The organism is Peribacillus sp. YIM B13482 (genome assembly GCF_042787975.1).
GTDB lineage: Bacteria > Bacillota > Bacilli > Bacillales > DSM-1321 > Peribacillus > Peribacillus simplex_A.
This window is the reverse complement of the sequence record NZ_JBHZPF010000002.1, coordinates 17,254-40,341: the sequence shown is the minus strand read 5'-3', so window position 1 is coordinate 40,341 and position 23,088 is coordinate 17,254. Positions and strand designations below refer to the sequence as shown.

Sequence of the window (23,088 nt, the reverse complement as noted above, 5' to 3'; positions counted from 1 at the left end):
GAGGAAACTATGAGAAAAATAATTGTTGGTTCTAGACGTAGTAAATTAGCGATCACCCAAACGAACTGGGTAATCGATCAACTTAAAGAGCTTGGGGTTCCATACGAGTTCGAGGTGAAGGAAATTGTCACAAAGGGTGACCAAATCCTTGATGTAACGCTTTCCAAGGTAGGCGGAAAAGGCTTATTCGTTAAAGAAATCGAACAAGCGATGCTGGATAAAGAAATAGATATGGCTGTACATAGTATGAAAGATATGCCGGCGGTGCTGCCTCCAGGCTTGACGATCGGCTGCATACCACCGAGGGAGGACCATCGGGATGCCTTGATTTCAAAGAACCATGAAACCCTTTCTGAACTGAAGCCCGGTTCCATTATAGGTACAAGCAGCTTGCGCCGCGGCGCTCAAATTTTGGCTAGAAGGCCGGATCTTGAAATTAAATGGATTCGCGGGAATATCGATACCCGTCTCAATAAGCTGAACACGGAAGATTATGATGCCATCATTTTAGCAGCAGCCGGACTATCAAGAATGGGATGGGAGCAGGACATCGTATCGGAATTTTTAGATGAAGATATTTGCATTCCTGCAGTTGGACAAGGGGCACTTTCCATTGAATGCCGCGAAGACGACAAAGAACTGCTGGCTGAACTTGAGAAATTAACCTGTGAAAAAACGAAAAGAACGGTTGAAGCGGAACGTGCCTTTTTGGATAAAATGGAAGGCGGATGCCAGGTGCCGATTGCCGGATTTGCGGTAGCGAAAGATAATGGATTCGTTTCCTTGACGGCTTTGGTCGCTTCTCCGGATGGAAAAGTGATTTATAAAGAAATGGTTGAGGGGGCTGATCCCGAGACGGTTGGGCATGATGCTGCCAAACAGATAAGTGAAATGGGCGGTAAAGAATTGATTGATCGCGTAAAAGAGGAGCTTGATCAGTAATGAATCCCTTTCAACCTCTTAAGGATTATCGGGTATTAATCACCAGAGGGAAAGGGCAGGCAGATGGTTTAAAAGATTCGATCGATAAAAATGGCGGAACGCCGCTTCTTGTGCCATTGCTTGAGTTCACTCTTCCTGATCATATGGAAGTTGTTCAAGAGCGGTTAGATGAGCTGCATACCTATGACTGGATAATTCTCACCAGTCAAAATGGAGTGGATTTCTTCTTTAAACTTATTGGTGAACAGCCTTTAATGCTTCCGAAAATAGCCGTTATCGGCTCTAAAACAGAAGCGGCCCTGAAACGACATGGATATAGGGCGGATTTCGTTCCAGCTCAGTTTGTTGCCGAAGGGTTTGTTTCGGAGTTCATTACCCTGCTTGATTCCGGTTCGCGTGTATTGCTGGCAAAAGGGAATCTCGCGAGGGCGGTTATTGCGGAGGCAATCAATGAAACTGGTGCATCCTGTGATGAAGTGATAATTTATCATACCGTGCTTCCCGGAAGCAGTGAAGAAAGACTCGTGAAACTTATAACGAATCATGAAATTGACATCATAACCTTTACGAGCTCTTCGACGGTCAATCATTTTTTACGTATCATGGAACGCCATGATTTGGATACATACATAGACCGGATCATCATCGCATGCATCGGGCCGATTGCCGCTAGAACGGCTGAAAAAAATGGGCTACACGTTGATGTTTGTCCAGATGTTTATACGACGGATGCCATGGTTGCGGATTTAATACGCTTCATAAGTAAAAAGAAATAATAAGGGAGGAACTTCAAAATGAAAAACATTCCATTCAATCGCCACCGTCGCTTGCGTGCAAGTGCTGGTATGAGGGCTTTAGTCCGTGAAACACAATTGCATAAAGAGGATTTGATCTATCCGATCTTCGTCATTGACGGTGAAAATGTAAAAAATGAAATCAACTCGATGCCGGGTATATATCAGTTATCCATGGATAACCTTGGGGCTGAAATGGATGAAGTCGTAAGTCTGGGCATTAAGTCAGTCATTTTATTCGGTGTCCCTTTTGCTCATGATAAAGACGAACAAGGCACAGGAGCATTTCACCATAACGGACTTGTGCAAGAGGCAACCCGCTATATCAAAAAACAATATCCTGAAGTCATTGTCATTGCTGATACATGTCTTTGTGAGTATACAAGCCATGGCCATTGCGGGGTCGTTGAAGGGGAAAAGATCCTGAATGACGCTTCCCTTGACCTTCTTGCCAAAACGGCGATCAGCCAGGCTGAGGCCGGTGCCGATATCATTGCCCCTTCCAATATGATGGACGGTTTCGTTGCGGCCATCCGTGCAGGCTTGGATGAAGCTGGCTATGAAGATATTCCGATCATGTCCTATGCAGTGAAATATGCTTCGGCTTTTTACGGCCCATTCCGTGATGCAGCGAATGGCGCGCCGCAATTTGGCGACAGGAAAACTTACCAAATGGATCCTGCCAATCGCCTTGAAGCATTCCGTGAAGCTGAATCCGATGTTGCTGAAGGTGCGGATTTCTTAATCGTGAAACCAGCCCTTTCCTACATGGACATTATCAGGGACGTTAAGAATAACTTTAATCTTCCCGTTGTTTCCTACAATGTGAGCGGTGAATATTCAATGGTCAAAGCTGCTGCCCAAAATGGCTGGATTGATGAAAAAGCGATAGTGATGGAAATGCTGACAGGATTGAAACGCGCAGGTTCCGACTTGATCATTACGTATTTCTCAAAAGAAGTAGCACGCTGGATAAACGAAGATAATCAAAGATGATTAACAAATAAAACCTGTAATGGAAAAGGGGATTGAATCATGCGGTCATATGAAAAATCGAAACAAGCGTTTGCCGAAGCAAAAAAATTGATGCCAGGCGGCGTGAACAGCCCTGTACGTGCCTTCAAATCCGTGGACATGGATCCCATTTTCATGGAGCGTGGAAAAGGCTCAAAAATGTATGATATCGATGGCAATGAATATATAGACTATGTTCTTTCATGGGGACCGCTTATCCTGGGTCACACGAATGACCATGTCGTTGAAGCATTGAAAAAGGTAGCGGAATCAGGTACAAGCTTCGGAACCTCTACGCTGATTGAGAATGAACTGGCTAAGTTGGTCATTGACCGGGTGCCTTCGATTGAGATGATCCGGATGGTGTCTTCAGGAACCGAAGCGACGATGAGTGCGCTAAGGTTGGCGAGAGGCTTTACAGGTCGGGATAAAATCCTTAAATTCGAAGGTTCATATCATGGACATGGCGATTCATTGCTAATCAAAGCAGGTTCCGGCGTTGCCACATTAGGTTTGCCGGATAGTCCGGGAGTACCGGAAGGCATTGCGAAAAATACGATTACCGTACCATATAATGATCTTGCAGCAACCAAATATGCGTTTGAACAATTTGGCGAAGACATCGCGTGTATCATCGTAGAACCTGTTGCAGGGAACATGGGCGTAGTTCCGCCGCAACCAGGTTTCCTCGAAGGCTTACGTGAAGTGACGACCCAATACGGGGCTCTATTGATCTTTGACGAAGTTATGACAGGTTTCCGTGTCGGTTATAACTGTGCACAAGGCTATTTTGGCATCGTACCGGACCTGACTTGCCTTGGGAAAGTAATTGGCGGCGGCTTACCGGTCGGAGCTTTCGGAGGCAAGCGCGAATTCATGGAACGAATTGCCCCGAGCGGGACAATCTATCAAGCAGGAACATTGTCAGGTAACCCTCTGGCCATGACGGCTGGTCTTGAAACGCTGAGCCAATTGACTCCAGAATCTTATGAAGAGTTCACCCGAAAAGGTGATATGCTTGAAAAAGGCATCGGAGAAGCAGCGAAAAAGTACGGAGTTCCCCATACATTCAACCGTGCCGGTTCCATGATTGGACTATTCTTTACGGATGAAGAAGTAATCAATTATGATACAGCAAAAACATCAGATTTAGAGTTCTTTGCTTCTTACTATAGGGAAATGGCGAATCAAGGCATCTACTTGCCGCCGTCCCAGTTTGAAGGTTTATTCCTTTCCACTGCACATAGTGATGAAGATATCGAAAAGACCATCACAGCGGCAGAACAGGCCTTTGCAAAATTAAAAAAATGAGGCTTCATGACACTATTAAAATTATTAACAGGCTACCATTTTTCCAAAAACCTTTGGAGAATGGTAGCCTGTTTTTTTTTGATTCAATCAGTAAGTGGAAGAAGGCCGAAAAAATGGTTGAAGGAGGAATTAAATGGTTGAAGGAGAAATTAAATGGTTGAAGGCCGAATTAAAGGGTTGAAGGACAAATTAATTGGCAGTAGGCCGAATTAAAATGGTTTAAGTCTGATTGATCCAATCGACATGGATTTTAGCCTGAAAAAGTAAAGTTCTACTCCTTATCATGGTTCAGTAAAAATAAGGTTTGGATGGCTGCAAATGAAATGAAGGAATAATCAGCTTGCTTTCTTCATAGATTGATATTGGTATAGGTACCGTTTCCTGAAGCTGAAAGGAGGAGTTGTCTTGTCGCAAGAAAATGAATCGTATTTACGATTTTCTTTAGAGGAATCCGTTTGGTTCCAGAAGGGACAGGAAGTGGCTGAGTTATTTTCCATTTCTCTGGATCCAAATGTGACGATTCAAGAAAGTGATCAATATGTTTTTATACGAGGCTCGTTAGATTTATGCGGTGAATACAAAGACTCGCAAAATGGTGAGGAAGAGGAGTTTTCGCAGACCTTTTTGCCAAAAGCCGTTCAAAAGGTCGAGAGGCATCCTGATGGACTTACTGAGTTCACACACCGTTTTCCGGTTGATATAACAATTCCGAATAATCGAATTGCCTCATTAGAGGAGATCGATGTCTCGATTCAAAGCTTTGATTATGCCATGCCTGAACATAACTGTTTGAAGTTGCAGGCGGATTTGTTGATAACCGGAATTTATAATGATTCATATGTGGAAGAACGGTTCGATACGGATCAGGAAGTTGGGGAAACAGAGGAACAAGAAGAAACGGACGGTGAAAACGAGTCATATATTCCATATGCGGCTGCAGTGCCGCCAATCCCAGATTTTCAGCCTGTTTTCCGAGATGAGCAGGAGGAAGAGTTATACACGCCTTTTTCTGCAGAGGCAAAACGGGTATCTGAAGCAAACGAGGAAGAGGAAGAGGAACCGATCTATTTAAGCGATCAGCATGATGTCCCAGTTTTTGAGATTCCCGTTTCACCATATCCTGAAGAGGAGGAGTGGGAAACGGAAGTGCACAGACAGGAAGAAGTGAATTTTTCTATAAGTGATCAGCCTGATTCAGCAGAGGTATCTATGTCATCCAAGGAAGAGGAGAAGCAGGAGGAAAATGTAAGCAGGCAGGAAACTATGGAGAAAGTCGAGACTCCTAGAAAGACTTTGATGGAAGAGGAAGCAGTGGAAGAGCCAAATCATATAATCAATCATATAAGTGTCCCAGTTGAGAATAGCCCTGTTTCAAATCCCGAAAACGAGGATGTCATCCGGCAGGAAGAAGCTGAGGCTGCAGCGGGTCCTATCCTTAATGAACATGCGAAGATGGAACATGAAGGGGAAGCAAATTCGTCGTCCATAAGCGATCTATTCAAAAAGAAGGAAAGACCAGCGCCGCCAGCTAAGGAAGTTAAAAATTTCAAAGGCAGGAAACAAGCCGTGGAACGTGATGATAAGGAAACCGCTGAACATGATGAAAAGCAGCTTTCCATCATGGACTTATTCGGTCGGAAACAAGAAGAAGAGCTGGTAAGGATGAAGGTTTGTATTGTCCAGCAAGGGGAAACGCTTGATGACTTGGCTCAACGTTATGATGTTACGGTTCAATCCATACTTTTCAGTAATGAGTTGGAGTCGAACCAGAACGTCCATGAAGGGCAAGTCATCTATATACCGAAGGCGGTTGCGTATAAGAATTGACCAGGACAGAGAGCAGAGCATATGGTCTGCTCCTGTTTTTTAGAGCAGCCCGGATTTAATTACACCTTTTGGTGGCTAGAGGAATCGAATAATCGGATTGTTGAGTGTTTATAGAGAAAGTGAGTGAGTCTCGTGAGGGAAAACGAGAATCAGCAGCCTATTAATCGGGATCGTGACACGGAGACCGTCTTGAAGGAATACGCCATGTATGTACAATATATTGAGGACTTCGGGCGGGTGAAAAAAGTATACAGTGATCGAGGTACATTTGCCTTGAAATCCATTGTACCGCATAAAGGCATTGATTTTATCAGGAATGTTCAAAAACTGTACCATCGAGGCTATAACCGGATCGTTCCCATTTATCAAACGATGGATCAGCGTTACGCCGTTCTTCATAATGGACGTTTGTATTACCTGATGCCCTGGCTTAATAATGAAGGGGACGGGGAGCGTGATGAAAAGCATAAGCAAATGTTCAGGGAGCTTGCTCGGATGCATACGCTGTCCGTAAAGGAAATCCAGGTGGATATAGAAGAACGGGAAGCTCATTATGAGCGGACGCTTGATGCCTGGAATAACGAGAAGGACTTTATGGATGAGTATATTGTCAGCTGCGAAAAGAAGTGGTATATGTCTCCATTTGAAATGACGGTTTGTTCATTCTTCACTGATATTTCACAGGCACTGAAGTACTCGATCAAGAAATTTGAAACTTGGTATGAAAAAACGAAGGAAAGTGAAAAGGTTCGAACCGTGATCACGCACGGAAAGGTCTCTTTGAAGCATTTCGTTAGTGATGAACGGGGGTATGGCTACTTCATCAATTTTGAGAATTCGAATACGGCACCGCCTCATTTCGATTTACTGCCATTTCTCGTTAAATCGGCCAGGACCTATCCTGTCCAATGCGATGACTGCGTCGACTGGCTATATAACTATTTTCGTTATTTTCCTTTGAAAGAAGAAGAATTGCTGCTCATGCAAAGTTATATGGCTTTCCCTGGATCAGCTTTGGAATTAGTGAAGGGTTATTCCGATGGCAGGAGCCATCGTTCAGAGCTTGATAATGTTACTCAACTGCAGAGGCAATTTTGGCTCCTGAAGAATGTAGAATATATGGTGATGAAAATCGAAGAAATCGAACAGAAGAAAAAGGCGGCCGCAGAGGCTGCCAAAGAAGAGCAATCACCCTCAAGCTAAATATACATGATTGGATCATCTCCAGTCATGTATATTTTTTTGCTGTGAGGGAATAATTAAATCCATTCGAAATATAAAGACAAGGCCAAGAAAATAAAGGCGACTAACAGGAGCATATCGAAGAAAGTAGGGAAAATCAGCGTACGTAATCCTTGGAATACGATAAAGGGAATGATGAACTGCTGGCAAACACCGCGGAATTTTTTCATCCAAGGCGGTAAAGTATAGGGAGTATATCTTCGCTTCATATTATTACCTTCCTTTTTAGGACTTCTTTTATTATATGGGTGGGTAGTGGGAAAGGTGAAAAAGCCGTCACATTAACTGTTCCTGGAGTATAAAATAAAGAAAATGGCCGGACAGCGGGAGTGAATGCGTGAAATGAGACGCTTCCTGGGAAAGTAAGCGAAAAGATGATTGACTGGAGCCCCATATTTTTTGTACTATATACTATATGCATTCAATGATTTTACATATGAATATAATTCAATGCAAAGACCGGAAATAGTAAGATGAAATGCACTTTTCAGAGAGGAAACCAATTGGTGGGAGGTTTCCAGGCAGCAGCATCCGAAGTCGTCCGCGAGCAGTTTTCGTGAAAGATCTTAGTAGCGAAGGCCGGTGAAGAGCCGTTATCCGATTTGAGAGCCGAAAGAGATTTTTTTATTTTTCGGAAAAAAGGTGGCACCGCGAACAACTTCCTTCGTCCTTTTGTGATGATGGAAGTTTTTTTTATGCCCAAAAAGGAGGAAATGATATGGAAGAGAACCAAATTTCGATGCCAACTAAATATGATCCGCAGACGATAGAGAAAGGCCGCTATAAATGGTGGCTTAATGGGAAGTTTTTCGAAGCGACGGGTGACGATAAAAAGGAACCATATACGATTGTCATCCCGCCCCCTAATGTAACAGGTAAGCTGCATCTTGGTCATGCTTGGGATACGACACTTCAAGATATATTGACACGCATGAAAAGGATGCAAGGCTATGATGTATTATGGTTGCCTGGCATGGACCATGCCGGTATCGCCACTCAAGCAAAGGTTGAACAAAAGCTTCGCTCGGAAGGCGTAAGCCGTTATGACCTTGGACGTGAAAAGTTCGTTGAAGAGACATGGAAATGGAAAGAGGAATATGCGAGCCATATCCGTGAACAATGGTCAAAGTTGGGTCTTGGGCTTGATTATACCCGTGAACGCTTCACTCTTGATGAGGGGCTTTCAAAAGCAGTACGCGAAGTTTTCGTCTCTCTTTATAAAAAGGACTTGATTTACCGAGGCGAATACATCATCAACTGGGATCCATCAACGAAAACGGCGTTATCAGATATCGAGGTTATTTATAAAGATGTGCAGGGTGCATTTTACCATATGAAATATCCGTTGGTTGACGGGTCAGGTGAAATTGAAATAGCCACAACACGTCCAGAAACGATGCTAGGCGATACTGCGGTTGCTGTACACCCTGAAGATGATCGTTATAAACACCTGATCGGCAAGATGGTTCGTTTGCCAATTACAGGCCGGGAAATCCCAATTGTCGGTGATGATTATGTCGATATGGAATTCGGTTCAGGCGCGGTTAAAATTACTCCGGCCCATGACCCGAATGACTTCGAAATTGGGAACCGTCACAATTTGGAGCGCATCCTTGTCATGCATGAAGACGGTTCGATGAATGAAAAGGCTGGTAAGTACGAAGGTATGGATCGCTTCGAATGCCGTAAGCAAATCGTCAAAGACCTTCAGGAAGAAGGAGTGCTCTTCAAAATCGAAGATCACCTTCACTCAGTCGGCCATTCAGAGAGAAGCGGTGCTGTTGTTGAACCATATCTTTCGACTCAATGGTTCGTAAAAATGCAGCCACTGGCTGATGCATCCGTTGAACTTCAAAAAGGGTCCGATGAGGAAAAGGTTCATTTCGTACCAGATCGTTTTGAAAAAACGTACCTCCACTGGATGGAAAATATCCGAGACTGGTGCATTTCCCGTCAGCTTTGGTGGGGTCACCGCATTCCAGCGTGGTACCATAAAGAAACAGGTGAAGTGTATGTTGGCCACGAAGAACCTGCGGATGCTGAAAACTGGGAACAGGATACAGATGTTCTGGATACATGGTTCAGCTCGGCATTATGGCCATTCTCGACTATGGGCTGGCCTGATAAGGACAGTATCGATTTCAAACGATACTATCCAAACGGAGCACTTGTAACAGGCTATGATATCATTTTCTTCTGGGTATCGCGGATGATTTTCCAAGCACTTGAGTTCACAGGTGAGCGTCCATTTGAAAATGTACTGATCCACGGTCTGGTTCGTGACGAACAGGGTCGCAAGATGAGTAAATCGCTTGGCAATGGTGTGGATCCGATGGATGTCATCGATCAATACGGTGCCGATTCCCTGCGTTACTTCTTATCTACAGGCAGCTCACCAGGGCAGGACCTTCGTTATAGTACGGAAAAAGTGGAAGCGGTTTGGAACTTCTCGAATAAGATTTGGAACGCATCCCGTTTTGCTTTGATGAACATGAATGGCATGACTTATGACGAAATCGATTTAAGCGGTGAGAAGTCTGTAGCCGATAAATGGATTTTGACGCGCTTGAATGAAACGATTTCAAACGTGACGAGACTTGCGGACCGTTATGAGTTCGGTGAAGTGGGCCGTGTGCTTTATAACTTTATTTGGGATGACTTCTGTGACTGGTATATTGAAATGGCGAAGCTTCCGTTATATGGCGAAAATGAAGCAGCGAAGATAACGACCCGCTCGATCTTGGCTTATGTACTGGATAACACGATGAGATTATTACACCCGTTCATGCCATTCATTACCGAAGAAATCTGGCAGAACCTTCCTCACCAAGGTGAGTCGATCACTGTTGCCGCTTGGCCGGAAGTGAATGAAGGATTGACAGATACAGCTGCAGCCGAGGAAATGAAGCTGCTTGTTGAAATCATCCGCTCCGTCCGTAACATCCGTGCTGAGGTGAATACACCATTAAGCAAAAAAATCAATTTGATTTTAAAAGCTAAAGATGAGTCCATCTTAGAAACGTTACAGAAAAACAGCAGCTATATCGAGCGTTTCTGTAATCCTGAACAATTGACGATCGGAATCGAGGTCGAAGAACCTGCTCAAGCCATGACAGCTGTCGTAACTGGTGTAGAACTGATCCTTCCGCTTACAGGACTGATCAATATCGACGAAGAAGTGAAACGTCTTGAAAAAGAACTCGACAAACTTAATAAAGAAGTTGAACGCGTACAGAAAAAATTAGGCAACGAGGGCTTCGTTAAAAAGGCGCCGGCAAGCGTCATTGAAGAAGAACGTGCCAAAGAAAAAGACTATAGCGAAAAACGCGACTCTGTGATCCACAGGATCAGCGAACTGCAACAACTGTAAAACAAAAGGATGAACCAGCTATATGCCGGTTCATCCTTTTGTATTTAACGCAATTGATGCCATTCCCAAAATCAAATGTTCCGTTGGGAGGATATTCTTTCTTTTATGAATATGAGGTAATCCCGTACGATATTCATGTCGCTTAGTGCACTTAATGTCCGGCTGCCGACGACATCCTCGATTTCGTTGAGCATGAGGCTGCCATCTTCGGCAAATATGAAATCGATTCCGACCAGGCCAAAATCAAATGCCTCGATTACTCTTTCTACAAGGGTTAAATCGGATGCGGTCAGCTCATATAACGAAGCCGATCCCCCTAGCGTGTAATTTGCCTTGAAACTTGAAGCGGATTCCCTAAGGACAGCAGCCTTCACTTTTTTACCAACTACAAAGACACGGATATCCCTGCCGAATAAACCAGGTTTTTGGACAATCCAATTTCCGTCATTCAGTTCGGCCAAATCATCGGCATCCTCGATTAAATAAACTTGTTTCCCTCCGCGGCCACCTGTTTCTTTAGCGATGAAAGGGAACTCCATATCCTCGGCATTCGGACTTCCGTTGCAATAAACGGTATCGGCCATTGGTATCCCCATCGAGGACAAATATTGATGCGTCTTTGCTTTGTCATTCGCGATTTCGGATACGGTTGAGGAGTTAAAGCAGGCAATCCCCAGTTGCTCCAATTGCCTAGTAAAAAAAGGATCGATGGTCCGGACGATCGCAAAGTCAGGCAATGAAATTGGCTTCATCTCATGTTCCACGTACAATTCGTTGAAACGGTGGCCGATCCTAATGTCCTCCCGATGGAGAAAGTGTAAATCAAGATCAAGCTGACTGGCTTCGCCAAGCATCCAATCTATGTATCCTTTATTATTTATGGCATCCTCACGGTTATAAATCAACCAACCCGCTTGCTTTTTCATCAGAGGCACTTCCTTTTCCTAATTTGTTCAGGATATAATCGAACATGCTATCAGCGATGTTGATGCCTGTACATTCATAAATATTCAGTAAATGAGAATTCGAATTCACTTCGCATAAAAGCGGTCCCTCTTCACCGAACAGCAAATCGACGCCGGCGAAGTCGGCACCTAGAATCTCCGCACATCGGATGGCAAGTTGTGCTTCTTCCGTGGTGGGTGTATAGGGGGCAGCCTGCCCCCCAGCAGTCATATTAGCTCGGAAGTCTTGCTCGGAATGGCGTTGCATCGCTGCTATGACTCGATTGCCGACGACATTAACACGAATATCCCGCCCTTTACTGTGTTCAATGAATTCCTGAATGATAAATGGCTTGTGGCCAAGATTACGGATCGTCTTAAATAACTCATCCTCTGTTTGGATCAAATATACTTGTTCCCCAAAAGAACCGTATGCTTCCTTAACGATAAGTGGATACCCAAGTTCAATGCCGATTAGTTTAAAGGCATCCATATTGACCCTTTCGATCCCTTCGTACGTAAAGGGGGGAAACAAGGTTTTCGGCATCGGTATGCCATGCCCGGCCAATGCTTGATGTGTTTTTGCTTTACTGTCACAAATATCGATCGCTGTACTGCCGTTATATACTGGGATGCCGAGCAATTCCAAATGGCGTGCCAAATGAATGTCTTTATCCATGAACAGAACAAAATCAGGCAGCTTATCAAAGGCTCCTTTAATTAGAGGCACTCCTTTTTCAATTATGGGTATCAGATCTGAATTACGGATAAGGGTTGCCATGATTTCTTTCCTTTCAGCCGCCTCCTTAATGAACAAAGCTAAATTGGAAAACTTATCATGCTGTAAATAGCCGTTAACGACGATCCAACAGTGAAGATCTGAAGGTTTCATTTTAAAACACTACCTTTCATCTAGGTTAATCGTTCATATATTGATAAAATAATATTAACGCATAAGAGCGGTATAAAGAAAGAGGAGGCTCAACGATAATGGTAACAACCATGAAGGAAATCAATCATTTTTTTGAACGGCGCCAAGTTCAATTGGGTATGAATTTTGGCTTATCAAGGATGGAAACATTATTAACTAACTTAGGTGACCCACATAAGGCGCTTAAGTATATTCACATTGCAGGATCAAACGGGAAAGGATCTACCTTGCAATATATGAAAGAAATCCTTCTAGCTGAAGGGGTACGTGTCGCTTCCTTCACTTCACCTTATTTAATACGGTTGAATGAACAGCTGAAGATAAATGCGGACGAAATCAGTGATAAGGATTTTATCGCCACATTCCGGGAGCTGCAGCCGTTCATCCAAGAGATGGACAGTAAGGGGAATGGACCTACTCAGTTTGAAATATTGACTGCAATGTCATTTTCTTATTTCAGCAAAAAGGAAGTGGATTTGGTTTTAATGGAAACCGGACTGGGAGGCAGGCTCGATACAACGAATGTCATTCAGCCGTTTCTTTCGATCATTACCTCGATTTCTTTGGAACATACGAATATCCTGGGTAACACACTTGGGGAAATTGCTTCAGAGAAGGCGGGCATTATTAAAAGCGGGGCGCCGATCATCAGCGGAGTCACCGCTTGGGAACCAGCAAAAGTAATCGAAGAAAAAGCGTCTTCAGTAGGCGTGCCTTATTACCAATTAGGTAAAGACTTTCATGTAGGCAATGTAAAGCAAAGTGAATGTGGGCAAAGTTTCTCCTTTTCGCTTGGAGACAGGTCCATCGAAAATGTGGAAATGCAGATGTTAGGCCGTCATCAAATGGAAAATGCGGCGCTGGCCATTGCTGCTGTCCTATTAGGAATGGAAAATATCGATGAAAAAAGCATCCTTAAAGGAATAGGGGAAGCGAAATGGGATGGACGTTTTGAAAAAATATCGGATGAGCCGTTGGTGATCATTGATGGTGCACATAATCCTGCCGGCATCGACGTATTGATGGAAACGCTAAAAGTGCATTACCCTGAATATAAGTACCGGTTCATATTCAGCTCATTTAAAGATAAAAATTATTCCCAGATGCTTCGTGGACTGGAAACGGAAGCGATGGAAATCATCATTACTGAATTCTTCCACGAACGGGCGGCGGGTGCGCACACGCTTTATGAAAAATGCAGTCATGAAAATAAAAGTATAAACAAGGATTGGCAGGCGGCGATAAGGGAAGGCAGACGGAAAACAGGGGGAAAAGAGGCCCTTGTCATCACAGGTTCCCTTCATTTCCTTTCACTTGTGAGGGAATTCCTAATCAGAGAAGATGCCTAAAAGGGATGTGCCTTTACCGGACTAATTATTTTTCCCGAATGTTGAGAAATGAGGCACTTTATCATGGAAACCAAAGCCTAAGAACCAACGGTAAGCCATATTTGTTTCAACTTCTTCAATTGTTTTACGCATTGAACGAATACCGAAGTTATATTGAATGAAAGTCTAGATCAATACTTGGGCGTCCTATCTCTGAATACAAAACTTTCAACAAATCATAAATGAAAGTGAAGTCAATGGCAGCCTCAATTTTACGAACCAAATGGTTCGCAGGCACCAGTTGATTTAAAGTAATCATTTCAAGTTGGTCACGCTTAATAGGATCATATTTAGAAAGCATCCTCATCACCTCAAGTTTTATTAAGTCTATTTTAGAACATTAAAGACTTTAGGCAAAAGGGCTCTATCTATAAGTTAAAACAAAGTTGATTGGAGCGGGTGTACGAGACTCCTGCTTAGAAAAGCGAGTCCATGGGAGACCCCGCAGGCGCAAAGGGAGTGCCCTACGTTCCAATTGCACAAACCCCTAAAAAACTGGTAGACAAGCTCTATTTTCATCGAGAGTTTGTCTACAGTCTGGAAAAGGATCTTTTCAAAGGTCCTTTTCTCTTGTTAACAGAGTCTCTTGAAAAGAAAAAACTCTAATAGAGTGATTGATAACAATTCACCAAGTATTTTTGTTAAAATATGTTTATATATTGAATCTATATGACTGATGAATAGTAGGATGAATACTTATTAAAATGACGGGAGGAATGAAAAATCATGAAGAAACCAAGTGATTATTATATAGCGGAAGGGACTTTTATATTAGGGTTTCAAAGAAAAGCAATCGAATCCTCGTGCACTTTGTATAAATGATGGCTATCCATATCTATCTCTTCGTCTTGGGCTTAATTTTAGGCTCATTCTTTAACGTCGTCGGTTTAAGTGTTCCAGCGGGTAATTCATTTGCGAATCGGCGCTCTGCTTGCCCTTCTTGTGGGCGTACATTGACATTCTTCGAGTTGATACCGGTTATTTCTTATATGATGCAATACGGAAAATGCCTGGGCTGTAAAGCAAGGATTTCCCCCCTCTATCCGTCAGTGGAAATGCTGACCGGTGTTTTGTTTGCCTCAGCTCCCATATTTCTTGGCTGGTCGGACGAACTCTGGGTTGGCTGGACATTGATTTCATTATTTATGATCATCTTCGTGTCTGATGTAGCCTATATGCTCATTCCCGATAAAATACTGCTTTTCTTTATGGCGATTTTTACGGTTCTAAGAGTTTCATTTCCGCTGTCACCATGGTGGGATTCAATTGTCGGGGCAGCGATTGGCTTTAGCCTGCTGCTATTAATCGCTGTGGTGAGTAAGGGGGGCATGGGGGGCGGTGATATCAAACTATTTGCAGTGATTGGCTTTGTACTGGGAATGAAGATGGTCCTGCTATCGTTTCTTTTTGCGTGCTTTTATGGTGCATTCCTTGGAATCATCGGGTTGCTAACCGGGGTTCTAAAAAAGAAAACACTGATTCCTTTCGGGCCATATATCGTTTTGGGGACTTTGACTGCTTATTTTTGGGGCGATTCCCTTTTACATTGGTATGTAACTTTTCTAAGATGAGCTTAAAGGACCATCCCAGTTCAAGAGTAATTTGTCAAAAAACACCTGAACAATGAGGAGTAGGGAACTATCCCCATTTGGCTTCAAGTGAAGATGACATGGAAGAGGTATATATGTAATTGGTGTATGGCGTTATTAAACGGTTCATGGACCAGAAGCACCAGTGCCTTGAAGTTCCTTTTTGTTTAACTCGATATGAATAGGGAAATTTGACGAAACCTATTAATGACAAGACGACAAAAGTCTTGTTATTTTTTTTTGCCTCTATGTTAGGATGAAAAAAATGATCTGGAGGGGAGGAAAAAAATTGGGCAAGACGGAAAAAAGCAAAGGCGTCACGATTAAAATAAATGGGGAAGAAAAAGTATTTGCGGATAAAAATAAGATGGAAAGCCAAGAGGCGGCGAGTGAGGAGCTGGAACAGCCAGATGAGAGTTTCGAATGGATACTCCCTGAGGATTCAAATGAAAACAAGATTGTATTGATTCCCTCACCGCCAAAGAAGAAAATGCCGAAGCTAATCGGTTTTGGGACTAGTTCGCTGAAAAGCCCGGATAATAGACCGATCAAGGCATTCATGATCGCTGTCATGTGTGCAGTGTTTTTTGGATCGATTCTTGGCTTGATCGCCGTTAAAACGATTACAAAGGAAAAAGCCGCAGTTTCTTCGGTCGGGACCTCGATTCCAAAGGGAGCCACTGTTGAAGATAAAAAAGTGGCAGCAAATGAACCAGGAACCCAGCTAAAGACGTTTCTTGTACAGGGTGGTGTATTCAGCAGCGAGGATGCGGCAAGGCAAATCCAAAAGAAAATCATGGAAAAGCAGGTTCCAGCTGAAATTTTCAAATTGGAAGACAGCTATTATTTATTCCTGGGATCGGCAGAGAGTCTCACTGCAAGTAAGGAGCTGGCCTTATTCTTAAAGTCTTATGATGTAGACGTATATTGGAAGGAAATCAATTTTGAAGCGGCTGGGACAAGCCAGGAAGAAGAGAAAACCCTTGACAAGATGAAGGCAGTATATACATCATTGGCAGAAATATCTGCAACAAAGCTTCGCGGAAAGGAGGGGACGGTAAACGAAGAAACCCTGAAAAAAAACCTGGATGAACTGAAGGGAGGGCAATTATCACCGAAGTTTTCAAAAATGAACGATGACCTGACGGCTGCGGCAAAGTCGATTAACGAATATGAGACTTCCCTAAACGAAGAAAAGCTATTTCAGGCTCAAGAAAGTCTTCTTGATTTTTTATTGAATTACCAAAATATATAAAGTTAAGTAAAGAAAAGGGGAGCTACCTAATGGGACAGGCTCCCAATATGAAACTATCTGCTGACACCTTTTTTTATTTTCCGGGAAATACTTTCGGGCATTTGTCGATTCCTAGTAAACAATAATTGTGGATTGGACCATTATTTGATAGGATAGATATGTATCTCCCTAGTAAAGAAAGGTGACTTTTTAATTATGCAGCCATTGATTTTAGCTTCTTCATCACCACGTCGTAAAGAACTTCTACAATTTCTTCAAATCCCCTTTGAAAGCATGAATTCCAATGTCGATGAAAGTATTGATGAAAACATGTGTCCGGATGCTGCGGTGAAAGACCTGGCCTCCCGTAAAGCGGAAGCCATCGCGGCGAAATTTCAGGAAAACTGGGTAATCGGCTCGGATACCGTTGTTGTCCTTGATGGTGAGATATTGGGGAAGCCGGCAAGCCGGGCAGATGGAAAAAGAATGCTGGAGATGTTATCAGGACGGACACACGAAGTATACACAGGTGTCGCCATCCTATTCGGAAAGCATCGCAGAGTATTCGCAGAAAAGACGGAAGTGACATTTTGGGAGCTGCCAGAAGCTGAAATCGAACGTTATCTGGATAGCGGGGAACCTTTTGACAAAGCTGGCGGCTATGGGATTCAAGGATATGGATCTCTTCTCGTCAAACAAATCAAAGGGGACTATTTCTCTGTCGTCGGGCTTCCGGTCTCAAGACTGGCCCGTGAACTTAAAGCGATGCAGGCAGACTTAGCATAAACGATTTCCCTCTGGCATCTCCCTTTTCCAAGAAAGGGTGGATCAAAAATGTTGATGCGGGATTACCCGAAAGAAGAGAGGCCGCGCGAAAGGTTTCTGCAGGACGGACCGCAAAGTCTATCCAATCAAGAATTGCTTGCTCTGTTATTGAGGACGGGATCAAAGGAAGAATCCGTTCTGCAACTATCGGGCAGGCTCATCAATTCCTTCAAGGGCCTGCGTCTGCTAAAAGAAGCCTCAGTGGAAGAACTGACGGTGATTAAAGGGATTGGTGAAGCGAAAGCGATTCAAATACTGGCCTCTGTCGAACTTGGCAGGAGGATTAACAAATTGAATGATCAAGACCGTTATGTGATTCGATCTCCTGAAGATGGAGCCAATTATTGCATGGAAGAAATGCGGTTTTTGTCACAGGAACATTTTGTCTGTCTCTATTTAAATACGAAAAATCAAGTGCTTCAAAAAACTACGGTCTTCATCGGCAGCCTCAATGCCTCAATCGTTCATCCGCGTGAGGTTTTTAAAGAAGCTTTCAGAAGGTCCGCTGCCTCTATCATCTGTCTTCATAACCACCCCTCCGGAGACCCCTCTCCCAGCAGAGAAGATATTGAAGTGACGAAAAGATTAGTCGAATGTGGTAAAATAATCGGGATTGAAGTATTGGACCATATCATTATCGGGGAACATAAATATGTTAGTTTGAAGGAAAAAGGTTATTTATGACACTATCAAAATTTTTGACGATACGATATAATATTGTTTATGATTTTTAAAAGAGGAAACTTTTTCAAAACTCTTATTGTCAAAAAACGACAAATTATTATTTGAACTTATAAAAGGCATTTTTGTTTACGAAAGGGAGATACCATAATGTTTGGAATTGGCGCTAGAGATATAGGGATTGATTTAGGAACGGCGAATACGCTTGTATATGTGAAAGGAAGAGGAATCGCAGTACGTGAACCATCGGTTGTAGCTGTGCAAACAGATACAAAGCAAATCGTTGCAGTCGGAAACGATGCGAAAAACATGATCGGCCGTACACCTGGTAACGTGGTTGCCCTTCGTCCTATGAAGGATGGAGTGATTGCCGATTATGAAACGACGGCTACCATGATGAAGTACTATATGAAGGAAGCTCAAAAGAAGGGCGTATTCGGTAATAAGCCATATGTCATGATTTGTGTGCCTTCCGGAATTACGGCAGTTGAGCAGCGCGCAGTCATCGATGCAGCTAGACAAGCTGGAGCCCGTGATGCATATCCTATCGAAGAACCGTTTGCAGCAGCGATCGGGGCTGACCTTCCTGTTTGGGAGCCTACAGGCAGCATGGTCGTTGATATTGGCGGTGGAACAACGGAGGTGGCGATCATTTCCCTTGGCGGAATCGTAACAAGCCAATCCATCCGTATTGCCGGTGATGAAATGGATGATGCCATTATCGTTTACATCCGTAAGAACTACAATTTGATGATCGGTGAGCGTACTGCTGAGGCCATCAAAATGGAAATTGGTTCTGCTGGAGACACGGAAGGCGTAGATAACATGGAAATTCGCGGCCGTGACCTATTGACTGGACTACCGAAAACGATCGAAATTACAGCTGAGGAAATATCCAAGGCATTAAGCGACACAGTTTCTGCAATTGTGGATTCCGTGAAAAACACTCTAGAGAAAACACCACCTGAATTAGCAGCTGACATCATGGACAGAGGCATTGTGCTGACAGGCGGGGGTGCTTTGCTGCGCAATTTGGATAAAGTCATCAGTGAAGAAACGCAAATGCCGGTGATCATCGCTGAAAATCCGCTGGATTGTGTTGCAATCGGAACGGGTAAAGCATTGGACCACATTCATTTGTTCAAGACTAAATCAAGAGATTCGCGATAAGCATTACTTCTCAAATAGGGCCGGCTCAACAAAAGGTGCAATTTTGAGCCGGTTTTTCTTATGTTTATCTGTTTAATTATAATCATTTATAGCTGTTTTTTTGGTCTGTATGAACAAGACGATTGTGTAAATTTTAGATGATTTTAGATTTTATATATTTTAGATATAGAGGTGCAATTATCATGCCACAGTTTTTTAATAAAAAGCTCCTTCTCTTGCTCGTTAGTATTATCGTTCTCGTGGCATTGATCGGTTTTTCATTAAGAGAGAGAGAAGAGTTGACATGGCCGGAGCAATTCCTGAAAGATACGACAGGCTGGGTCGGAAATGTGTTTAATAAGCCAGTATCGGGTATAACAGGTTTTGTAGGGGGCTTAAAAGACCTTCAAAATACATACGATGAAAACAAAAAATTGAAAGCCCGCTTGGATGAATATGTATTATTGAAAACCCAAGTCCAAGATTTAAAACAAGAAAATGAAGACCTTCGCGATAACCTCAAAAAAGAAGATGACCTGCGGAAGTATTCACCCACTCAGGCGACGGTCATTGGACGTAATCCTGACCGCTGGCATGAAATGCTGACGATTAATAAAGGGAAGCGTAATGGGGTAGAAAAAAATATGGCTGTCATCACCTCCAAAGGGTTAGTCGGTAAGGTGAAAACAGCGACGGATTTCACGGCTTCGGTTCAACTCTTAAGTTCGATAGATAAAGCCAACCGTGTCTCTGCCATCGTTCAAGGTGATGATAAAGCATATGGCTTGATTGAAGGCTTCGATGATAAGAAGAACCTTTTACTGATGAAACGGATACCTTATGATAAAAAAATCAAGAAAAATTCATTGGTCATCACTTCAGGTTATGGAGGGATCTTTCCGAAAGGTTTGCTGATCGGGAAGGTTGTCGATGTCAAAGTGGATCAATATGGATTGAACCAAACCGCATATATTGAACCTTCGACGGATTTTTATGATATTAATAATGTAATGGTCGTTCAGCGTGAAGTGGGCGGTGTACTGAAAGAAAGTGATGGGGAGGATGAAGCTAAGTGAGATATTTCATCCTTTCTTTTATAGCCTTGTTTTTTTTCGTTTTTGAAAGCATCTTCGCCCAGATATTCGCTGGTGATGCATTCGGGTCCGATAAAATCCTCGTTCCCCATTTCATGATGATTTTCGTCTTTTTCCTGACCATGTACGGATCCAGGAAAATGGGTATGCTTTATGGAGCGATTCTTGGGTTGACTTATGATGTCGTGTATACGGAAATCCTGGGGATTTACATGTTCCTGCTGCCTTTTCTTGCATATCTGATATCGAAATGCATGAAAATCCTGCAAAATAGTTTATTGGTTTCCTGCCTGACGGCGCTTTTGTTCACGGCAGTGTTAGAGGTTGTCATCTTTCAGATGAATGTCATCCTTTCTTTTGCAGATATGGGATTCGGTGAATTTGCGGAACGCAGATTGCTGCCGACATTATTATTGAACCTCGCATTCATTATTATCAGCTGCTATCCTTTAAAAAGAATGTTTGAAAAGCTTGATTTGCAAGGAGAAACGGATTAACGTTCCTGTGTCTTACAAAGCAGGTCGAGAATGTATTTTCTCTTTTCCGTGTACGTAGAAAAAGGAAATTTGTTTTCCTATGTCGAATTATATTTCATTGAGGTGAAACTAACGTCATGAATAAAAGAATTCAGCAAAATGTCATGATTAAGGGAACAAAAGACGGGTTTATGCTTCATCTCGATGATTCTTGCTCATTTTCCGAGTTATTGAAAGAGTTAGAAGTGAAGCTTTCGGCAAACTATCAGTTTCAAGAAAATGACCCGTCCATTTCCGTAAAAGTACATACAGGGAACCGCTATCTTGATGAAAAACAAGAAGAAAAGATTAAAGAGGTCATCCATAAAAAGAAGAAGCTTTTCGTTGATGAGATGATTTCGAATGTCCTGACGAAGGAAGAAGCGAGACGCTGGAAAGATGAAAACCAAGTGACGACCGTGACCAAGGTGATCAGGTCGGGACAGGTTTTTGAAGTCCCTGGTGATTTACTTCTAATTGGCGATGTCAACCCCGACGGAACGGTTCGTGCGGGCGGCAACATATATATCATGGGTCAGCTAAAGGGAATAGCCCATGCCGGATATAAAGGGAATAATGAGGCCATAATAGCTGCCTCTGTCATGAAGCCTGCCCAGCTGCGCATTGCTGGACAAGTGAATTTATCTCCTGACCAATATACGAAATGGGGACATGACTTGGAATGTGCCTTCATGGATGAAGAAGAAAATATCATTATAGAAAAACTGCAAGTTTTAAAGAAATATAGACCTAATTTAAATAGATTAGAAGGGGGTCTCTAATCGTGGGAGAGGCAATAGTTATAACATCCGGTAAGGGTGGTGTCGGGAAAACGACCACCTCCGCCAATTTAGGAACATCTTTAGCTCTTCTAGGCAAAAAGGTTTGCTTGATTGATACGGATATTGGTCTTCGGAACCTGGATGTGATCATGGGATTGGAAAATCGCATCATCTATGATTTGGTCGATGTTGTAGAGGGGCGCTGTAAGGTACACCAAGCGCTTATTAAAGATAAACATTTCGAGGATCTGCTGTATTTGCTTCCAGCTCCACAAAATAGTGATAAATCAGCGGTGAATGAAGAGCAGATGAGGAAACTCATAAGCGATATGAAGCCTGATTATGATTATGTCATCATTGATTGCCCTGCAGGCATTGAACAGGGCTTCAGGAATGCCATCGCTGGGGCGGACAAGGCGATCATCGTTACGACTGCAGAGAGACCGGCTGTCAGGGATGCAGACCGTATTATTGGCCTGCTTGAAAAAGAAGAGCATATTGAACCGCCTCAATTGATCATCAACCGGATACGCGGCCATTTACTTCATGAGGATGAAGAAATGGATATCGATGGAGTTGCCGATTTTCTTAAAATTGATTTGATCGGCGTCATTCCTGATGATGACCAAGTCATTGTGGCAGCGAATAAAAAGGAACCCATTGCCTATAACCCGGACAATAGAGTCTCACTTGCCTATCGGAACATTGCCAGAAGGATCCTTGGCGAATCTGTACCCTTGACTCCAATTGGCGCAGAACCGAAAGGCTTCATGTCCAAATTGAAAAAATTCTTTAGCGTGCGGTAAATTCTATATTCCATATTAAGAAGCGGGAGCATTTTATGCATTCGCTTCTTTTGCTGCATGGAACTATTGGGTATTCCCATCATAATAAATAAAAAAGGCAAGCCATATCCTGGCTTGCCTTATCTATATGCTGGAATGTGCGGGTTATCCGCGTCTTCCGCCTCTGCCGCCGCGTTTTGATTCGGTGCTGCGTTTAAGAGTCGATAAATTTTCTTCACTAGTCTTTAAAAAGCGAACCATTTTATCTTCGAAATTTTCCTTTGGTTGGAAATTACCTTTTGAACGAAAATCTTTAGAACGGCTATCCCCTTGGCGTGGTGGGCGTTTGGTATAAGAAGAGGTTTGCCCTTCGGGTTTATCTATAGCCTTTTTGATGGACAAGGCAGTTTTTCCGTCTTTCTCACTAATCACTTTTACTTCAATTTGGTCGCCTACTTTAAGATGGTCATTTACGTCTTTTACATAGCTATCTGCTACCTCACTGATATGCACAAGACCTGTTGAGCCTCCTGGTAATTCTACGAATGCTCCAAAATTAGTGATACCTGTTACTTTACCTTGTACTTTGCTGCCTATTTCGATTGACATAAAAAAACGTTCCCCCTCAATAATGTTAAAACCACTTTATTATAACAAATTAATGGGAACAA

Annotated in this window: 21 protein-coding genes, 1 pseudogene and 1 other annotated feature; of the genes and pseudogenes, 17 read left to right on the top strand and 5 right to left on the bottom strand. The window is 43.0% G+C overall.

The window, feature by feature from the left end:
• The first annotated feature begins 9 nt into the window (after nt 1–9).
• The 6 genes from hemC to ysxE all read left to right on the top strand — a co-directional run bounded on the left by hemC (nt 10) and on the right by ysxE (nt 7,091).
• Nucleotides 10–942: a hydroxymethylbilane synthase gene (hemC, locus tag ACFX4L_RS01730; protein WP_125160074.1), complete on the top strand. Its 933-nt coding sequence runs from the start codon at nt 10–12 to the stop codon at nt 940–942.
• Entirely contained in the window at nt 942–1,718 is a 777-nt protein-coding gene (locus ACFX4L_RS01725; protein ID WP_377403712.1) for a uroporphyrinogen-III synthase, read from the top strand. The genes hemC and ACFX4L_RS01725 overlap by 1 nt, the downstream gene beginning before the upstream one ends.
• Nucleotides 1,719–1,736: 18 nt before the next feature.
• On the top strand, nt 1,737–2,732 hold the full coding sequence (gene hemB, locus ACFX4L_RS01720; RefSeq protein WP_089361674.1) for a porphobilinogen synthase: 996 nt from the start codon (nt 1,737–1,739) through the stop codon (nt 2,730–2,732).
• Between the two features lie 39 nt (nt 2,733–2,771).
• Nucleotides 2,772–4,061 carry a glutamate-1-semialdehyde 2,1-aminomutase gene (hemL, locus tag ACFX4L_RS01715; protein WP_089361673.1) on the top strand — a complete coding sequence of 430 codons (1,290 nt, stop codon included), beginning with the start codon at nt 2,772–2,774 and terminating at the stop codon, nt 4,059–4,061.
• Nucleotides 4,062–4,466: 405 nt separating this feature from the next.
• Nucleotides 4,467–5,888, top strand: a complete 1,422-nt coding sequence (locus tag ACFX4L_RS01710) for a LysM peptidoglycan-binding domain-containing protein (RefSeq protein WP_377381166.1) — start codon at nt 4,467–4,469, stop codon at nt 5,886–5,888.
• Between the two features lie 132 nt (nt 5,889–6,020).
• Nucleotides 6,021–7,091 (top strand): spore coat protein YsxE, encoded by a 1,071-nt coding sequence (gene ysxE, locus ACFX4L_RS01705; RefSeq protein ID WP_284470094.1) that lies wholly within the window; start codon nt 6,021–6,023, stop codon nt 7,089–7,091.
• 56 nt (nt 7,092–7,147) lie between these two features.
• Here ysxE and ACFX4L_RS01700 read toward each other — a convergent pair whose 3' ends face one another.
• Nucleotides 7,148–7,339, bottom strand: coding sequence for a hypothetical protein (locus tag ACFX4L_RS01700; RefSeq protein ID WP_061464264.1), 192 nt, complete (start codon nt 7,337–7,339; stop codon nt 7,148–7,150).
• Nucleotides 7,340–7,576: 237 nt separating this feature from the next.
• Nucleotides 7,577–7,805 (top strand) — a binding site (T-box leader).
• 43 nt (nt 7,806–7,848) lie between these two features.
• Between ACFX4L_RS01700 and ACFX4L_RS01695 the strand changes: the two genes are divergently transcribed.
• Complete coding sequence (locus tag ACFX4L_RS01695) at nt 7,849–10,500, top strand: valine--tRNA ligase (RefSeq protein WP_377381161.1); 2,652 nt, start codon at nt 7,849–7,851, stop codon at nt 10,498–10,500.
• A 71-nt stretch (nt 10,501–10,571) separates the two neighbouring features.
• On the opposite strand, the gene ACFX4L_RS01690 is transcribed toward ACFX4L_RS01695, so the two are convergent.
• Both ACFX4L_RS01690 and ACFX4L_RS01685 read right to left on the bottom strand, forming a co-directional pair.
• Nucleotides 10,572–11,426: an ATP-grasp domain-containing protein gene (locus ACFX4L_RS01690; protein WP_377381158.1), complete on the bottom strand. Its 855-nt coding sequence runs from the start codon at nt 11,424–11,426 to the stop codon at nt 10,572–10,574.
• Nucleotides 11,395–12,336: an ATP-grasp domain-containing protein gene (locus ACFX4L_RS01685; RefSeq protein WP_377381155.1), complete on the bottom strand. Its 942-nt coding sequence runs from the start codon at nt 12,334–12,336 to the stop codon at nt 11,395–11,397. Before ACFX4L_RS01685 ends, ACFX4L_RS01690 begins: the two co-directional genes overlap by 32 nt.
• 98 nt (nt 12,337–12,434) lie before the next feature.
• Here ACFX4L_RS01685 and ACFX4L_RS01680 point away from each other — a divergent pair, with 98 nt between their 5' ends.
• Complete coding sequence (locus tag ACFX4L_RS01680) at nt 12,435–13,724, top strand: bifunctional folylpolyglutamate synthase/dihydrofolate synthase (RefSeq protein WP_377403709.1); 1,290 nt, start codon at nt 12,435–12,437, stop codon at nt 13,722–13,724.
• A 27-nt stretch (nt 13,725–13,751) separates the two neighbouring features.
• On the opposite strand, the pseudogene ACFX4L_RS01675 reads toward ACFX4L_RS01680, so the two are convergent.
• Nucleotides 13,752–14,064, bottom strand: a pseudogene (locus ACFX4L_RS01675) (transposase); the annotation flags it as partial.
• 517 nt (nt 14,065–14,581) lie between these two features.
• On the opposite strand from ACFX4L_RS01675, the gene ACFX4L_RS01670 reads away from it, so the two are divergent.
• The 9 genes from ACFX4L_RS01670 to minD all read left to right on the top strand — a co-directional run bounded on the left by ACFX4L_RS01670 (nt 14,582) and on the right by minD (nt 22,438).
• On the top strand, nt 14,582–15,334 hold the full coding sequence (locus ACFX4L_RS01670) for a prepilin peptidase (protein ID WP_318681323.1): 753 nt from the start codon (nt 14,582–14,584) through the stop codon (nt 15,332–15,334).
• A 307-nt stretch (nt 15,335–15,641) separates the two neighbouring features.
• Nucleotides 15,642–16,607, top strand: a complete 966-nt coding sequence (locus ACFX4L_RS01665; protein ID WP_377381152.1) for a hypothetical protein — start codon at nt 15,642–15,644, stop codon at nt 16,605–16,607.
• Between the two features lie 195 nt (nt 16,608–16,802).
• Complete coding sequence (locus ACFX4L_RS01660; protein ID WP_377381149.1) at nt 16,803–17,372, top strand: Maf family protein; 570 nt, start codon at nt 16,803–16,805, stop codon at nt 17,370–17,372.
• A gap of 48 nt (nt 17,373–17,420) precedes the next feature.
• Nucleotides 17,421–18,095 (top strand): RadC family protein, encoded by a 675-nt coding sequence (gene radC, locus ACFX4L_RS01655; RefSeq protein WP_377381146.1) that lies wholly within the window; start codon nt 17,421–17,423, stop codon nt 18,093–18,095.
• A 147-nt stretch (nt 18,096–18,242) separates the two neighbouring features.
• The gene (locus ACFX4L_RS01650) at nt 18,243–19,262 is read left to right on the top strand and encodes a rod shape-determining protein (RefSeq protein WP_061464254.1); all 1,020 of its coding nucleotides are present in this window, start codon (nt 18,243–18,245) and stop codon (nt 19,260–19,262) included.
• 182 nt (nt 19,263–19,444) lie between these two features.
• Nucleotides 19,445–20,317 carry a rod shape-determining protein MreC gene (gene mreC, locus ACFX4L_RS01645; protein WP_284470101.1) on the top strand — a complete coding sequence of 291 codons (873 nt, stop codon included), beginning with the start codon at nt 19,445–19,447 and terminating at the stop codon, nt 20,315–20,317.
• The gene (gene mreD / locus ACFX4L_RS01640) at nt 20,314–20,832 is read left to right on the top strand and encodes a rod shape-determining protein MreD (protein ID WP_377403706.1); all 519 of its coding nucleotides are present in this window, start codon (nt 20,314–20,316) and stop codon (nt 20,830–20,832) included. Before mreC ends, mreD begins: the two co-directional genes overlap by 4 nt.
• 116 nt (nt 20,833–20,948) lie before the next feature.
• A complete protein-coding gene (minC, locus tag ACFX4L_RS01635) occupies nt 20,949–21,632 on the top strand; it encodes a septum site-determining protein MinC (RefSeq protein ID WP_089361660.1) in 684 nt (227 codons plus the stop codon).
• A 2-nt stretch (nt 21,633–21,634) separates the two neighbouring features.
• On the top strand, nt 21,635–22,438 hold the full coding sequence (gene minD, locus ACFX4L_RS01630) for a septum site-determining protein MinD (protein WP_317776867.1): 804 nt from the start codon (nt 21,635–21,637) through the stop codon (nt 22,436–22,438).
• A 144-nt stretch (nt 22,439–22,582) separates the two neighbouring features.
• On the opposite strand, the gene ACFX4L_RS01625 is transcribed toward minD, so the two are convergent.
• Nucleotides 22,583–23,026, bottom strand: coding sequence for a S1 domain-containing RNA-binding protein (locus tag ACFX4L_RS01625; RefSeq protein WP_053347157.1), 444 nt, complete (start codon nt 23,024–23,026; stop codon nt 22,583–22,585).
• Between the last annotated feature and the right edge of the window lie 62 nt (nt 23,027–23,088).

Bases quoted from the DNA above. Each gene is read 5' to 3' on its own strand.
- hemC (WP_125160074.1), top strand. From the start codon at position 10: ATGAGAAAAATAATTGTTGGTTCTAGACGTAGTAAATTAGCGATCACC.
- ACFX4L_RS01725 (WP_377403712.1), top strand. From the start codon at position 942: ATGAATCCCTTTCAACCTCTTAAGGATTATCGGGTATTAATCACCAGA.
- hemB (WP_089361674.1), top strand. From the start codon at position 1,737: ATGAAAAACATTCCATTCAATCGCCACCGTCGCTTGCGTGCAAGTGCT.
- hemL (WP_089361673.1), top strand. From the start codon at position 2,772: ATGCGGTCATATGAAAAATCGAAACAAGCGTTTGCCGAAGCAAAAAAA.
- ACFX4L_RS01700 (WP_061464264.1), bottom strand. From the start codon at position 7,339: ATGAAGCGAAGATATACTCCCTATACTTTACCGCCTTGGATGAAAAAA.
- ACFX4L_RS01695 (WP_377381161.1), top strand. From the start codon at position 7,849: ATGGAAGAGAACCAAATTTCGATGCCAACTAAATATGATCCGCAGACG.
- ACFX4L_RS01690 (WP_377381158.1), bottom strand. From the start codon at position 11,426: ATGAAAAAGCAAGCGGGTTGGTTGATTTATAACCGTGAGGATGCCATA.
- ACFX4L_RS01685 (WP_377381155.1), bottom strand. From the start codon at position 12,336: ATGAAACCTTCAGATCTTCACTGTTGGATCGTCGTTAACGGCTATTTA.
- ACFX4L_RS01680 (WP_377403709.1), top strand. From the start codon at position 12,435: ATGGTAACAACCATGAAGGAAATCAATCATTTTTTTGAACGGCGCCAA.
- ACFX4L_RS01670 (WP_318681323.1), top strand. From the start codon at position 14,582: ATGATGGCTATCCATATCTATCTCTTCGTCTTGGGCTTAATTTTAGGC.
- ACFX4L_RS01660 (WP_377381149.1), top strand. From the start codon at position 16,803: ATGCAGCCATTGATTTTAGCTTCTTCATCACCACGTCGTAAAGAACTT.
- radC (WP_377381146.1), top strand. From the start codon at position 17,421: ATGTTGATGCGGGATTACCCGAAAGAAGAGAGGCCGCGCGAAAGGTTT.
- ACFX4L_RS01650 (WP_061464254.1), top strand. From the start codon at position 18,243: ATGTTTGGAATTGGCGCTAGAGATATAGGGATTGATTTAGGAACGGCG.
- mreC (WP_284470101.1), top strand. From the start codon at position 19,445: ATGCCACAGTTTTTTAATAAAAAGCTCCTTCTCTTGCTCGTTAGTATT.
- minC (WP_089361660.1), top strand. From the start codon at position 20,949: ATGAATAAAAGAATTCAGCAAAATGTCATGATTAAGGGAACAAAAGAC.
- ACFX4L_RS01625 (WP_053347157.1), bottom strand. From the start codon at position 23,026: ATGTCAATCGAAATAGGCAGCAAAGTACAAGGTAAAGTAACAGGTATC.